At 52.4% G+C, this 15,196-nt stretch carries 12 protein-coding genes; 5 read left to right on the plus strand and 7 right to left on the minus strand.

Going from position 1 to position 15,196, the window contains the following annotated elements:
* Nucleotides 1–15: 15 nt before the first annotated feature.
* From xylH to xylF, 3 genes are all read right to left on the minus strand, one after another.
* A complete protein-coding gene (gene xylH / locus BJJ97_RS04470; protein WP_227003592.1) occupies nucleotides 16–1,146 on the minus strand; it encodes a xylose ABC transporter permease XylH in 1,131 nt (376 codons plus the stop codon).
* Between the two features lie 28 nt (nucleotides 1,147–1,174).
* Complete coding sequence (locus tag BJJ97_RS04475) at nucleotides 1,175–2,716, minus strand: xylose ABC transporter ATP-binding protein (protein ID WP_095993191.1); 1,542 nt, start codon at nucleotides 2,714–2,716, stop codon at nucleotides 1,175–1,177.
* Between the two features lie 136 nt (nucleotides 2,717–2,852).
* On the minus strand, nucleotides 2,853–3,848 hold the full coding sequence (gene xylF, locus BJJ97_RS04480; RefSeq protein ID WP_095993192.1) for a D-xylose ABC transporter substrate-binding protein: 996 nt from the start codon (nucleotides 3,846–3,848) through the stop codon (nucleotides 2,853–2,855).
* Between the two features lie 352 nt (nucleotides 3,849–4,200).
* Here xylF and xylA point away from each other — a divergent pair, with 352 nt between their 5' ends.
* Entirely contained in the window at nucleotides 4,201–5,520 is a 1,320-nt protein-coding gene (xylA, locus tag BJJ97_RS04485) for a xylose isomerase (RefSeq protein WP_095993193.1), read from the plus strand.
* Between the two features lie 73 nt (nucleotides 5,521–5,593).
* Entirely contained in the window at nucleotides 5,594–7,051 is a 1,458-nt protein-coding gene (xylB, locus tag BJJ97_RS04490; protein ID WP_095993194.1) for a xylulokinase, read from the plus strand.
* Nucleotides 7,052–7,081: 30 nt separating this feature from the next.
* On the opposite strand, the gene BJJ97_RS04495 is transcribed toward xylB, so the two are convergent.
* The gene (locus BJJ97_RS04495) at nucleotides 7,082–8,074 is read right to left on the minus strand and encodes an acyltransferase (RefSeq protein ID WP_095993195.1); all 993 of its coding nucleotides are present in this window, start codon (nucleotides 8,072–8,074) and stop codon (nucleotides 7,082–7,084) included.
* A gap of 221 nt (nucleotides 8,075–8,295) precedes the next feature.
* Entirely contained in the window at nucleotides 8,296–9,831 is a 1,536-nt protein-coding gene (gene exaC / locus BJJ97_RS04500) for an acetaldehyde dehydrogenase ExaC (protein ID WP_095993196.1), read from the minus strand.
* 221 nt (nucleotides 9,832–10,052) lie between these two features.
* Between exaC and fdhD the strand changes: the two genes are divergently transcribed.
* The 3 genes from fdhD to BJJ97_RS04515 all read left to right on the plus strand — a co-directional run bounded on the left by fdhD (nucleotide 10,053) and on the right by BJJ97_RS04515 (nucleotide 13,940).
* Complete coding sequence (fdhD, locus tag BJJ97_RS04505) at nucleotides 10,053–10,886, plus strand: formate dehydrogenase accessory sulfurtransferase FdhD (RefSeq protein ID WP_095993197.1); 834 nt, start codon at nucleotides 10,053–10,055, stop codon at nucleotides 10,884–10,886.
* Nucleotides 10,887–11,121: 235 nt separating this feature from the next.
* A complete protein-coding gene (sodA, locus tag BJJ97_RS04510; protein WP_095993198.1) occupies nucleotides 11,122–11,748 on the plus strand; it encodes a superoxide dismutase [Mn] in 627 nt (208 codons plus the stop codon).
* 299 nt (nucleotides 11,749–12,047) lie between these two features.
* A complete protein-coding gene (locus tag BJJ97_RS04515) occupies nucleotides 12,048–13,940 on the plus strand; it encodes a methyl-accepting chemotaxis protein (protein ID WP_095993199.1) in 1,893 nt (630 codons plus the stop codon).
* Nucleotides 13,941–14,035: 95 nt separating this feature from the next.
* Here BJJ97_RS04515 and BJJ97_RS04520 read toward each other — a convergent pair whose 3' ends face one another.
* Together BJJ97_RS04520 and BJJ97_RS04525 are read right to left on the minus strand one after the other, a co-directional pair.
* Entirely contained in the window at nucleotides 14,036–14,398 is a 363-nt protein-coding gene (locus BJJ97_RS04520; RefSeq protein ID WP_039483242.1) for a YibL family ribosome-associated protein, read from the minus strand.
* Between the two features lie 215 nt (nucleotides 14,399–14,613).
* Nucleotides 14,614–15,180 (minus strand): MltR family transcriptional regulator, encoded by a 567-nt coding sequence (locus tag BJJ97_RS04525; RefSeq protein WP_157910791.1) that lies wholly within the window; start codon nucleotides 15,178–15,180, stop codon nucleotides 14,614–14,616.
* Nucleotides 15,181–15,196 lie beyond the last annotated feature (16 nt).

Here is a 15,196-nt window from a genome sequence, read left to right on the forward strand (position 1 = left end):
AGACTCGACGTCGCGTCACACACGACGCTTTGTTGCGGTATCCATCCACACCGCCAACAGAAGGATTCCGCCTTTAACGACGTATTGCCAGAACGTCGGCACATCCAGCATGCTCATCCCGTTATCCAGCGACGCCATGATAAATGCCCCCATCACCGCGCCCGCGACACTACCAATGCCGCCCGCCAGACTGGTGCCGCCAATCACGCAGGCGGCAATTGCATCCAGCTCGGCAATATTCCCGGCAGATGGCGACCCGGCCCCCAGTCGTGAACTGAGAATCAGCCCGGCAACCGCAACCATCAGGCCGTTAATCGCGAACACCGCCATTTTGGTGCGCTCGACATTCACGCCCGATAGGCGAGCGGCATCGATATTCCCGCCCACGGCATAGATGCGGCGGCCAAATGCGGTTCGCGTCGCCAGAAAAATACCGCCCAGCATCAACAGCGTCAGCACCAGAACCGGCGTTGGCACACCGCGATAGTCATTCAGCAGATAAATCGCGCCCAGCACCACCAGTGCCGTAAATGTCTGACGGCCAATATCGCCTGCGGGTGGGTTTATCGGTAACCCTAATCGGGCGCGACTGCTGCGCCGACGCCACTGCCAGGCAATAAACACCATCAGACCGATGGCACCGAACATAAAACCCATGCCAGAAGGCAGATAGCTCTGCCCAATCTGCGACATTGCCTCGCTGGTTGGGGAAATCGTGGTCCCGTTGGTGATGCCGATCAGAATGCCGCGAAAAGCCAGCATCCCGGCCAGCGTTACGATAAACGAAGGGACTTTCCGGTAGGCGACCCACCAGCCATTCCACGCGCCCAGCAATAGTCCCAGCGCGAGCGTCACGACGATGGTCAACGGCAAGGGCCAACCAAACCAGACATCAAAAATCGCCGCCGCCCCGCCCAGTAACCCCATCATCGAGCCGACCGACAGATCGATTTCAGCGGAGATAATGACAAACACCATACCGACCGCCAGAATGCCGGTGATCGCCGTTTGCCTCAGCAGATTGGAGAGATTACGCGCGCTGAGATACGCCCCGTCGGTCATGTAGGTGAAAAAGAGCATGATGGCGATGATGGCGGCAATCATCACGTAGACCTGAAGATTGATACTTTTCAACCGTTGCAGCATCGAGGCAGAGCCAGCGATATGTTGTTGTTCAGACTGCGATGTTTTCAGCACGATGTTCACTCCTCAATGCAGCTTCCATAACCTGTTCCTGGGTTAAATCACGATTGACCAAATCCGCTTTGATCCGCCCCTGATGCATCACCAATACCCGATCGCTCAACCCCAGCACTTCGGGCAATTCAGAAGAAATAACAATGACGGCAATGTGCTGTTTTACCAGCGCATTAATGAGCTTATAGATTTCATATTTGGCACCGATATCGATGCCGCGCGTGGGTTCATCGAGAATCAGAATGCGAGGGTTCAACAGCAGACATTTCGCCAGCACCGCTTTTTGCTGGTTGCCGCCGCTTAATCGGGCAATCGCCAGTTCCGGGCTGGAGGTTTTCACTTTCAGGTTCGCTAGAGACTGCCGGATGATGTCCTGCTCACGGGCATCATCCAGCATGGAAAACGCCCCTGTGAATTGGTCGAGGGCCGCCAGCGTCATGTTCTGCGCCACGCTCATCACCGGGACTATGCCGTCCTTCTTACGATCCTCCGGCACCATCGCAATACCCAGTGCCATCGCCTGTTGGCAATTGCTGATGGTCACTGGCTTACCGTCAATAAAGATGTCGCCCTGCCAATGGCCGTGATATGCACCAAACAGGCACTGCACCGTTTCCGTACGCCCTGACCCAACCAGCCCAGCAATGCCGAGAATTTCACCTCGGTGCAGAGCAAACGAGACATCATCCACCCGACGAATGTGGCGATTCACAGGGTGCCAGGCGGTCAGGTGTTCTACGCGCAGCACTTCTTCACCAACGACATGCGGTTCATTGGGATAAAGCTCCGTCAGTTCACGCCCTACCATCATGGCAATGATCTGGTCCTCGCTCAGCTCAACAGCCGGACGCGTACCAATCGGCTTCCCGTCGCGAATCACGCAAATCACATCGGAAATGGCTTTAACTTCGTTGAGCTTGTGCGAGATATAGATGCAGGCGATACCGTGATCGCGCAGATCCTGAATGATCTCCAGCAGGATTGCGGTTTCCCGCTCGGTCAATGAGGCCGTTGGCTCATCCAGCACCAGCAGACGCACCTGCTTGTTTAGCGCTTTGGCGATTTCCACCAGTTGCTGCTGGCCTAACCCAAGCTCGCCCACTTTAGTATTCGGGTCAACAGCCAGCTTGACCTGCTCCAGCATGCGCTGGCAGCGGAGGTACATATTGTCGTAATCCATCACGCCAAAACGCGTCCACTCGTTGCCCAAAAAGAGGTTCTCCAGCACCGTCATCTCTTTCACCAGCGCCAGTTCCTGATGAATGATCGCGATGCCTTTTTGCTCCGTATCGCGAATATGGTTAGCGCGCAGCTCATCACCAGAGAACACGATCTGCCCGTCATAGCTGCCATACGGGTAAATACCACACAGCACCTTCATTAAGGTGGATTTCCCTGAGCCATTCTCGCCACACAGCGACAAAACCTGACCCGCGTCCAGCATCAGGCTAACGTTGTCCACGGCTTTCACCGCGCCAAACGCCTTGGTGATGTTTTTCATTTCCAACAGATGCGGCATCATGGCCTCCGTGATTCAGGTGTCTCAGGCCTCGCCTGCGACAGTGGCGAGCCACAACGTTATGTCGTGGCTCGGTAACCTTCTTTCCTACATCCTGAAACTCGAATTATTTAGGGTATATTGGCGGTGGAGTGCGTTAATACACATCCGTTTTTTTGTGGAAGCCATCGGCAATGACGGTGGAATCGATATTAGATTTATCGACGGGAATTGGAGTCAGTAAGAAGGAAGGAATGTCTTTCAACCCATTGTTTAATTTAGCGTTGGATTCCGGGGTTTTATCGGAGCCGAGTGCCACGGCGATATCTGCGGCGTCTTTCGCCAGCTTGCTGATCGGCTTATAGACCGTCATGGTTTGCGTGCCTGCCACAATACGTTTGATTGCAGCCAGATCGGCATCCTGACCGGAAATCGCCACTTTCCCTGCCAATCCCTGTGCGGCAAGCGCCTGAATCGCCCCGCCCGCCGTGGCATCGTTCGACGCCACAACAGCATCAATCTTATTGCTGCTCGCCGTTAGCGCATTTTCCATAATTTTCAGCGCATTCTCTGGTAGCCAGGCATCAACCCACTGATCGCCGACCACTTTTATTTTCCCACTCTCGATCAACGGCGTGAGCACTTTCATTTGCCCCTGGCGAAACAGCTTCGCATTATTATCGACTGGAGAGCCGCCCATTAAGAAATAGTTCCCGCCAGGCACCTTATCGACGAGATATTTCGCCTGCAGTTCTCCAACCTTCTCATTATCAAATGAAATATAAAAATCCACGTCCGCATTATTAATCATGCGATCGTAAGCAAGCACTTTTATTCCCTCACGTTTTGCTTCCGCAATAACATTACCAAGTACCTGACCGTTATAAGGAATAATCACCAATACATCGACACCGCGATTGATCATGTTTTCTATTTGAGAAATTTGTGTCGCTTCATTGCCGTTTGCTGATTGAACAAAAACATCAGCACCCTGCTTTTTGGCTTGCTCAACAAAAAGATCGCGATCTTTCTGCCAGCGTTCGAGACGCAAATCATCAATCGCCATGCCTATTTTAACGTCCTTAGCGAATCCGGGCTGACAAGCAAGAATGAATACGGCACAAGCTGAGAGTAAAAAATGGTTAACTTTCATCATAGAGTACCTTTTTTATTTAAGATGCAGGGCCTAAGACACCAATCGCCAGCAAAGTATTGTCGCTAAACATCCCTCCATCAATTACAGATTTTTATCCTCCAATTATGTTTTTTGGTTTAATTTCCGTTTTTTGATACGGGTCATATTTTATTGTCGAGTAACATTTTCATTTTGTTACCTATTGCGAAGTGTATTCAGAGTAAAACGCCGTTATTTTTGCGACACAGCGCACATTTAATAATTCTCTGAATTTCAGTGTGAAATAACGTAATTGAGGAAACACTCATCCACTCCGAAAATTAATCACATTCCCGTCTCTTCCGTCTGGGTGGTTTCTAAGGAGTTAACGATGCAAGCCTATTTTGAACAGATCGAAAAAGTCCGTTATGAAGGTAGCCAAAGCAACAATTCCTTCGCCTTTCGTCACTACAACCCCGATCAGGAAATACTCGGTAAACGTATGGCGGACCACTTACGTTTTGCCGTCGCGTATTGGCACACGTTCTGCTGGAACGGCGCGGATATGTTCGGTGTCGGCTCCTTTGCTCGTCCGTGGCAGCAGTCAGGAGACGCGCTGGAGCTGGCGAAGCGCAAGGCAGATATCGCATTCGAATTTTTTCAAAAGCTCAGCGTGCCTTACTACTGCTTTCATGACGTCGATGTTGCACCGGAAGGGAACTCACTGAAAGAGTATCTGCATAACTTTGCGGTCATTACTGATGTACTGGCGGAAAAACAACAGGATAGCGGTGTGAAGCTGCTGTGGGGTACCGCTAACTGCTTCACTCATCCCCGCTACGGCGCAGGCGCGGCCACCAATCCTGACCCAGACGTCTTTGCCTGGGCCGCCACGCAGGTGTTCACTGCCATGAACGCGACCAAAAAACTGGGGGGCGAAAACTATGTGCTGTGGGGCGGGCGTGAGGGATATGAAACCCTGCTCAACACCGACCTGCGTCAGGAACGTGAACAGATCGGCCGCTTCATGCAGATGGTCGTCGAACATAAACACAAAATCGGTTTTCAGGGCACGCTGCTCATCGAACCGAAACCGCAGGAACCGACCAAACACCAATATGATTATGATGTCGCCACCGTTTATGGCTTCCTGAAGCAGTTTGGGCTGGAAAAAGAGATTAAAGTCAACGTGGAAGCCAACCACGCTACGCTGGCAGGCCATTCCTTCCATCATGAAATCGCCACCGCTGTCGCACTGGGCATTTTCGGATCTGTCGATGCAAACCGCGGCGATCCGCAGCTCGGCTGGGACACCGATCAGTTCCCTAACAGCGTGGAAGAGAACGCGCTGATCATGTACGAAATTCTCAAAGCGGGTGGCTTCACAACGGGTGGGCTGAACTTTGATGCCAAAGTTCGCCGCCAGAGCACCGATCGCTATGACCTTTTCCATGCTCATATCGGCGCGATGGATACGATGGCGCTGGCGCTCAAGGCTGCTGCCAGAATGATTGAAGATGATAAGCTCAATCAGCTGGTCGCTAAACGCTATGCGGGCTGGAACGGGGAACTGGGTCAGCAAATCCTACAAGGTAAGGCCTCGCTGGAATCGCTTACCCGCTATGCGGAAAACCATCAACTGGCACCACAGCACCAGAGTGGCCAGCAAGAATTGCTGGAAAATCTGGTTAACCGCCACCTATTTGGCTAAAACGGTACGCTCATCTACGCCACACCTACTGCGACAGACTAAACCCTGTCGCAGAGGCTTATCAGGAGCCACTATGTATATCGGTATTGATCTGGGTACTTCCGGTGTGAAAGCCATCCTGCTGGATGAAGCAGGCGAGGTAGTTGCCAGCCATAGCGCCGCGCTGGGTATTTCCCGCCCACATCCGCTCTGGTCAGAGCAAGCGCCAGAAGACTGGTGGCAAGCAACCGACCAAGCATTACAGGGGTTGGCGGCAGCACATAGCCTTCGTGCCGTGAAAGCGCTGGGGTTGACCGGGCAAATGCACGGGGCGACCTTGCTGGATGCTCGCCAGAACGTACTGCGACCCGCGATTCTTTGGAATGACGGACGCAGCGCGGCTCAATGCCGAACGCTGGAACAGTTGGTACCAACATCGCGTCAGATTACCGGCAACCTGATGATGCCGGGCTTTACCGCGCCCAAGCTGAAATGGGTGCAAGAAAACGAAAGTGATATCTTTCGTCAAATCGACAAAGTTCTGCTGCCGAAAGACTATCTCCGCTGGCGTCTGACAGGGGAATTTGCCAGCGATATGTCCGATGCGGCTGGAACGCTTTGGCTAGACGTTGCCAAACGAGACTGGAGCGATACCCTACTGGAAGCCTGCTCGCTGAACCGCAAACATATGCCCACGCTGTATGAAGGCAGCCAGATTACCGGCTATCTGCGAGCTGACATCGCCAGCCGCTGGGGTATGGAGCCCGTCCCCGTCATTGCTGGCGGTGGGGATAACGCAGCAGGCGCGATTGGCGTCGGGCTGTATCAAACCGGTCAGGCGATGCTGTCTCTCGGCACATCCGGCGTTTACTTCGCCGTCAGCGACGGCTTTCTCAGCAACCCGCAACATGCCGTACACAGTTTCTGCCACGCGCTGCCAAATACTTGGCACCTAATGTCCGTGATGTTAAGCGCCGCGTCCTGCCTCGACTGGGTCGCCCGCCTGACGCACGCAGAGAGCGTACCCGCGATGTTGCAGGAAATTGCCTCGACGCCAGTCGATGACAAGATAACGCCAGTGTGGTTCTTGCCCTATCTTTCCGGCGAACGCACGCCGCACAATAATCCCGATGCCAAAGGCGCATTCTGGGGGCTCACCCATCAGCATGGCCGCCCGGAACTGGCAAAAGCCGTATTGGAAGGTGTGGGCTTTGCGCTTGCCGACGGCATGGATGCACTGCATATGACGGGGCTCAAGCCCGATAGTATTACGCTGATTGGCGGCGGCGCACGTAGCGCCTACTGGCGGCAAATGCTGGCGGATATCAGTGGTCAAACGCTGGAGTACCGCACGGGAGGGGATGTCGGCCCTGCACTAGGTGCCGCGCGTCTGGCGCAAATTGCCATGCATCCACACACGCCACTGGCAGACCTTCTGCCACCGCTACCACTGGAACAGGTGCATCAACCGGATCCCCAGCGTCACGCCGACTATGCCGAACGGAGACGTATATTTAAAACACTCTACCAGCAGCTTAGTCCGCTGATGTAGCACCGTTTGTCCTATGCGCCGGACGAATCGTCAACTCACCCAACGTCGCACATCGATTTTCTGTAGCGCCATCGAAAGCAGCAGGCTGGCCCCCAGCGCGATGGCGAAAACAGAGAAGATGTTGAGAACCGGATGAGTTGGCAACATCACATCATGCGTGCGCAGATAGTGAATGATCAGCGCGTGGAAACCGTAAATCGCCAGCGAGTGGCGCGAAATAGTGGCAAAGCCCGGTAAAATCCGCTGGCTACCGTAATGCTTAAACACCACCAGAAGGCTGACCGCAGCCAGAAACACCAGCGGGCCGCAGTAGATGTAAAATGTCTGGGTGAACGTATCGTTCAGTAATGTGTGGTGCTTCGTTCCCATCGCAATCAACGCGACACACGCAATGAAGAAGGGGATAGCAGCTAGCACGACTTTCTTTGGTACTTCCAGCACGCCCAGCGCACGCCCCAGCGCGGCGTACAGCACGTAGTAAAACGTATCGCCGTAAATATAGAGATTAACGGGCAGTAATTTAAACCCTTCAAATTCCACTCGCCCCGTATTGGGGTTAGCGACAACAGCCAGCAAGATAATCAAGACAGCTAAATACTTACCTGATACCGGCTTAATGGTAATAAGCGGAGAAAGCAGATAAATCACGATAATGGCGTAGAAAAACCATAAGTGATAAAAGATCGGTTTTTGCAGCGCATGGTGCAGTGAATTCAGGCCATTAATCGGCGTGAGCGTCGCAATATAGATCAGCGCGACCGTACTGTAGAAAAGCAGACATAAGCCGATACGCAGAAAATGCGTCTTCCCCGCTCGACGTTCACCAAAGAATAAATAGCCCGAGATCATGAAAAACAGCGGAACGCAGACGCGCGAGGCAGAATTCAGGATATTCGCCACATCCCAGTGCCCGTCGCCCGGCGTGCCACCCGCCGTAATATAGTACGTTGTGCTATGAATCAGAACGACCATCATGCAGGCCAGCGCCCGCAGGTTATCAATCCAGCCGATCTTATCCGTCATGCACAACCTCTTGAAAGAAAAGCGCTATTCAAAACAGCGTAACCGTTGTTAAGCGCTGACACAATCGATTATTAACAACCGGCAACTATCCACAACCAGCGCTCAACAATCGGGACAGTCTGAGTGATAAGGGCAGGTTCATACGGAAAACCCGCATGAATTTAAAGCGATGCGCGCTCACCCCAGTGGCAAACGCGCGCAGGATCTTACGGAGTATGGTGTTAGAACAGCCCCATCGGCTTATCAGAGTAACTCACCAACAAGCACTTGGTTTGCTGATAGTGTTCCAGCATCATTTTATGGTTTTCACGCCCGATACCGGACTGCTTGTAGCCGCCAAACGCCGCATGTGCCGGATAGGCATGATAGCAGTTGGTCCAGACGCGCCCGGCCTGAATACCGCGTCCCATCCGGTAAGCAATGTTACCGTTACGGCTCCACACGCCAGCTCCCAGACCGTATTCCGTATCGTTGGCGATATCCAGTGCATCATCCATCGTTTTGAAGGTCGTAACTGCCAGCACCGGTCCGAAAATTTCCTCCTGGAAGACACGCATACTGTTTTTACCGAACAATATTGTCGGCTCCAGATAATACCCTTCCGCAAGCCCGTTCGGCATCGCCTTGCGCTGACCACCTGTGAGCACGCGTGCGCCCTCTTTCTTACCAATATCAATGTAGTTAAGGATGGTATCAAGCTGGCCTGCGGACACCTGCGCCCCCATCATCGTTTTGCTATCCAGCGGGTTACCGATGCGGATAGCTTCAACGCGCTTGATTGCCCGTTCCATAAAACGATCGTAGATAGATTCCTGCACCAGTGCGCGGCTCGGACAGGTACAGACCTCGCCCTGATTGAAGGCAAACAGCGTGAAGCCTTCGAGCACTTTGTCAAAGAAGCTGTCTTCCTTATCCATCACATCGGCAAAGAAGATGTTCGGCGATTTGCCACCCAGTTCCAGCGTTACCGGTGTCACGTTCTGCGCCGCGTAGCTCATGATCTGCTGGCCCACCTCGGTCGATCCGGTGAATGCCACTTTCGCAACGCGTTTCGATGTCGCCAGATATTCACCAATTTCACTGCCCGACCCATTAACGACATTGATGACGCCTGGTGGCAGCAGATCCTGAATCAGTTCCATCAAAATCAGCACTGACATCGGCGTCAGTTTGGCGGGTTTCAGCACGATACAGTTACCGGCAGCCAGCGCTGGCGCCATCTTCCAACAGGCCATTAGTAGCGGGAAATTCCAGGGAATGATTTGCCCGACAACGCCGAGAGGCTCATGAAAATGATAGGCCACGGTATCGCCATCAATTTCGCTAATCCCTCCTTCTTGTGCGCGAATACAGGCCGCGAAATAGCGAAAGTGGTCAATAGCTAGCGGTACGTCTGCCCCGCTGGTTTCGCGTATCGGTTTACCGTTATCCCAGGTTTCCACCTGCGCCAGCAGCTCAAGATTTTGCTCCATCCGGTCCGCGATTCGGTTAAGCACCAACGCGCGTTCCTGCACCGACAGGCCACCCCATTCCGCTTTTGCCTTGTGAGCGGCATCCAGCGCGTGGTCAATATCTCGCGTTGACGAACTGGCTACTTCACACAGCGGTTGGCCAGTTACTGGCGTCAAATTGACAAAATACTGACCAGCGTCAGGTGGTACCCAGGCTCCGCCGATAAAATTGTCATAGCGTTTTTTCAGATTAAGAGAGCCGTATTCGCCAGATGCGGATCGGCCTTCGAGATTATCGTGCGCCATTTCAGTCTCCTTTTCATTTCCGGGTGAGCGGCCATGCCGCAGTGAAAAAAAGAGGCAAACAGTAAGCAGTTAAATTAAGCCTATACGGGGTATGGGGTTAGCGACAGGATTCGGCCAGAGAAGAAGGCAACTCTTCGAGTTGACGCACAGTTTCTTGCGAGAAAAAGTCGCATCCCTTCAGGCGCGGTGAAATAATACTTTTAATTTCCAGGGTTACTAACATGCAGGTATTTCAGGTGGAAGGGGTTCATTTACCAGCGGATGCCGCCCTTGAAGGCGCAACGCAACATTCAGTCTATCATCCCGATTCGCTGCATCAGCCACAGTCTGACTGGCTGGCGGAAGAGGTGCCTGTTGCGTTGGTTTATAACGGCATATCGCATGTCGTTATGATGGCCTCACCGAAGGAACTGGAGGAGTTCGCTCTCGGGTTTTCCTTATCTGAAGGCATTATTCAATCACCGGCTGATATCTACGGCATTGATGTACAGACCGCCTGTAACGGCATCGAAGTACAGATTGAGCTTTCGAGCCGACGCTTCGTTGGGCTAAAAGAACGCCGCCGGGCGATGGATGGCCGCACAGGCTGCGGCGTATGTGGCGTAGAGCAACTTGCGGAAATCGGCAAACCGATCGCACCTCTGCCCTTCACGCAGACATTTTCCATTAGCAAACTTGAAAATGCGCTGGTGCGGCTGCGCGATGTGCAGAAGATCGGTCAGGTGACGGGTTGCACCCACGCCGCAAGCTGGGTCGCGCCAGACGGCACACTGTCCGGGGGGAGTGAAGACGTCGGCCGCCATGTCGCGCTGGATAAGCTGCTGGGTACCCGAGCAAAACAGGGGTGGCAGCAAGGCGCAGCGCTGGTTTCCAGCCGGGCCAGCTATGAGATGGTCCAAAAATCCGCCATGTGTGGCGTGGAAATCCTGTTTGCAGTCTCAGCGGCGACCTCGCTGGCCGTAGAGGTCGCACAGCGTTGCAACCTGACGCTGGTCGGTTTTTGTCGGCCGGGACATGCGACTATCTACACGCATCCACAGCGTCTAAGCGCGTAAGAAGCACCACCAGAACAGCGGCATTTTGCAGGCGACGGGTATAGATTAATTTGTTTTTACATAGTGCAATAACGACATAAGCGTTTGTTATCATGAAGTAAAGCAATCTGATTCATGCCACACGTTCGAGAATAATCATTTTCAATATCATTTAATTAACTATAATGAAGGTATTGCTTACGCGGTACTAACAACACAGTGCCGTAACATTTTTTTTACCATGGAGATGCTAAACATGAGTTATTCACTGCCATCGCTGCCTTATGCTTATGACGCACTGGAACCGCATTTCGACAAAGAAACGATGGAAATTCACCATTCCAAACACCATCAGGCTTACGTCAATAATGCTAACGCCGCGCTGGAATCTCTGCCTGAACTGGCTGCATTGTCTGCTGAAGAGCTGATCGCTCAACTGGATAAAGTTCCTGCGGAGAAAAGAACTGCACTGCGTAACAACGCAGGTGGCCACGTTAACCACAGCCTGTTCTGGAAAGGCCTGAAAGTAGGCACGACGCTGACTGGCGATCTAAAAGCCGCCATCGAACGTGATTTCGGCAGCGTTGATGCATTTAAAGAGAAATTTGAGCAAGCAGCAGCAACCCGCTTCGGTTCTGGCTGGGCGTGGCTGGTACTGAAAGACGACGGCAAACTGGCCGTCGTGTCTACTGCAAACCAAGACAGCCCGCTGATGGGTGAAGCCGTTTCTGGTGCGTCTGGCTACCCAATCGTCGGTCTGGACGTATGGGAGCACGCTTACTACCTGAAATATCAGAACCTTCGTCCAGCTTATGCTAAAGCATTCTGGAACGTGTTGAACTGGGACGAAGCCGCTGCACGTTTCGCTAGCGCGAAAAAATAAAACCGTTGAGTGCCTGATACCATCAGGCCTCTTCTGCGTTTGAATATAAACTGGAATAACAGTCTGTTATTCCAGTTTTTTATTATCCCTCTCTAGACCTCGAGCCGCATGTACGCTGGCATTCCTCTCTCACTAACGCATAAAGTTTCGGAGTAGCGTGCCGATATCTACTGCGGGTTTTTATCATGTTGTTGTGCAGGGATAAGCTTGGTAAGCGGTAATCCGAGATGCTAACACCGCTAAGCAAGTGTGCATCAGGATAGTGAATTCGACTCAATACGATATAGTGGTGGGATGTGATGGCTATGAATTTTGACAATCTAAAAGTCGGTAAAAAATTAGGATTAGGCTTTTTCCTGATTCTGCTGATGACCATGGTGATTGCTGGTGCGGGCATTATGCATATTGGCTCGCTGAAAGACAGTATTGATAAAGTTAATTTAAGCAACGATATCAATGATGAAATTAATCAGGCTAAATATTACCGCGCATTATATGGCACCACCTATAATCCTGATGATATAAAAAAGAACGTTGAACACATTGCCAATGTTAGTAAACTCGCTGAAAAAGCAAAAGAATTTCACTGGCCGGAAAGCGACGCCAAGAAAATAGCCAGTATCCCAACATTAATTACCAGCTATCAGGAAAAACAAAGTAATTATATTAATGCAGTGGGAAAAAAGGATGCCGTCAGAAAAAGCTGGAATATCTCAACAACAGAAAAACCCCTAGAACAGCTCAACGATCAATTAAAGACGGACAATAACAGCGCTAACCTTCAATTATTACTTTCTGATCTGAACCAAAAACTAATTGCCGTCCGCTACCACGTTCGTGGGTTATTACTGTCTACCAATAAAGAATCTGAAGAAAAGCTGACGGATGCCATCAACGCAGCACAAACGTCATTGACCTTCCTGTATCAAAGCCTGTCTGCCGAACAGCGTGAAACACTGACACCCGTTCTGGCAATAATGAACAATTATGAAGAGCAGGTTCTGGCCTATATGCCGGCCTATGAGGAGGAAATGGCGCAGGCGGGGCAAATGCAGGTTGTCGCCGGACAGTTAAACGACGTAGTTAAATCCCTGCTCAGCGATCAGTTGGCGGCATCGCAGGAAGACATTCGCAATGCCACGCTGCAAATGAGCATCGCCGCGCTGATTACGCTACTGCTTGGTCTGCTGATTTCCTGGTTTATTTCACGTCAGATCACGACACCGCTTGGCAACACATTGAGCATGGCTGAGAAAATCGCAACAGGCGATCTCACCATGTCCATCAACACAACTCGTAAGGATGAGCTGGGTCAGTTGATGAGTGCGATGTCGAAAATGAATGACAACCTGCACAATATGATCGATGACATTCGCGTCGGCGTCAGCCAGATTTCTAACGCGTCCAGCGAGATCGTCGCGGGTAACACGGACCTGTCATCACGTACCGAGCAGCAGGCCGCTGCCGTTGAGCAAACCGCCGCCAGCATGGAGCAGCTCACCGCGACGGTTAAGCAAAACGCAGATAACGCACACCACGCCAACAAGCTGGCAATCAGCGCATCTCAAACCGCAAAACAAGGCGGTGAGCAGGTGAATAACGTGGTGCAAACCATGACGGCGATTGAGAGCAGTTCTAAGCGTATCGCGGAAATCACGTCCGTCATCAACAGCATCGCCTTCCAGACCAACATTCTGGCATTGAACGCCGCGGTGGAAGCCGCCCGCGCCGGTGAGCAAGGCCGTGGATTTGCCGTTGTTGCCAGCGAAGTCCGTAGCCTTGCCCAGCGCAGTTCTCAGGCCGCGAAGGAAATCGAAGGCCTGATCTCTGAATCGGTTACTCAGGTATCACGCGGAGCGACGCTGGTTGGCAATGCCGGTAAAACGATGAATGATATCGTCACCTCTATCACGCAGGTGCATGACATCATGGGTGAAATTGCTACCGCATCGGATGAGCAAAGCCGGGGAATTAGCCAGGTTAGCCAGGCGATTGTTGAGATGGACAGCACCACGCAGCAGAACGCCGCGCTGGTTGAACAATCCTCTGCCGCTGCCGACTCGCTGGAAGAGCAGGCAAGACTGCTGAAGCAAGCGGTTTCCGTCTTCCGTCTGGCAAACTCGCAGCATGATGACACCCCAGCGGGTATCGCGTTTGCCGACCAAACGCATCGTCTGCACGCGCCGCGCTAATATCAACAAACGTACCAAAAACGACAAAGCCCCTGTTAAACAGGGGCTTCATCAACGAATCTATCACCAGCATCGGTCTGCGCAGAGAAGAAACCTTAGAACGGTTTCGGCGCGAAGCCTGTCATCTCTTTTAAATCCATCTCGCGCCCCAGAGCCGTCATCGGGTGCACTACCACCAAACCGCGAACGCTTTTCTTCAACGTTCCCATATCAGCTTGCTCTTTTTTAGTAATCGCACGTTTGAAAGGCAGGTTCGCCAGTTTCTGTGCTTCTTTGCTGAGCTTCTGTTCTCTCACGTTACGCAGGCGCTCGATTTCAGCCGTTAGCTTCTCGCAGGCCTCCAGATTGAGGGCGATGGCTTCAGCATCACCTTGTTCCAGCAGCGTGGTCTGCTTATGCGTCAGCTTATCCAATTGGTCGCTAAGGCGTTTGATCTCTGCTTTTTCCTGCTCTTTCATAAAAGATAACCTATATAACGGGAGAATAATGCGGGGCACAGCATACACTATACGCTAAATAATTCGAGTTGCGTGAAGGCGGGAACCGCACGCCCCCCGGAGCTTACTCGGGTAAGTGACTGAGTTGGGTAAGACCAGCCACACCTATGCCGCGTGAAGGATAGCTACTATAAACGCCTGACATGACGCAGTGACGTAATAAAACAGAGTGGGGATTAAAACGCCTTTTTCAGACTGATTTGCGCAATTAAGGTGGTCAGGGATAGCACCAGCGTGGAACGCACCATCTGCTGATAACGCTGCCGCTGCATACTCACCAAAAGCGGATCGGCGGCGTCGGCCACCGGCGGCAAGGCAGGCTCTGTAGGCAACGCCGCCACACAGTGCAGCTCGCCGATAGGCCCCAGAATTTCATCATCGGTAAAACGGTAATGCCGATCGTCATGTGCCAGCTCTTCGCCCAGCGCCATTAACAGCTCCGCATCTTCGTACTCTTTACGGCTGATCATTCCCAGGCCATAAATCAGTTTCAGGCGCACGGAAAGGTCGCCCAGCGGGCCCGTTCCCGTCATCAGGGGTTCAACGGCATATTTCACCGCATAATCATCTTTACGGAACACCTGCAACATCAGGATACTGACCGCTTCAGCCAGCAGCTCAACGGCGCAGAGCATAAAGTCGCGCACGGTCTTCCCTGAGTTCAGCGCTTCCAGAACCCGGTTTTCAAACGCCTGTGTTTCTTCCATCGTCACTTCTCGACCTTTTAACCCCGCCCACAGCATCCCCCATCTCGGCAGC

Origin of the sequence: Pectobacterium polaris (assembly GCF_002307355.1) — a bacterium.
Taxonomy (GTDB): Bacteria; Pseudomonadota; Gammaproteobacteria; order Enterobacterales; family Enterobacteriaceae; genus Pectobacterium; species Pectobacterium polare.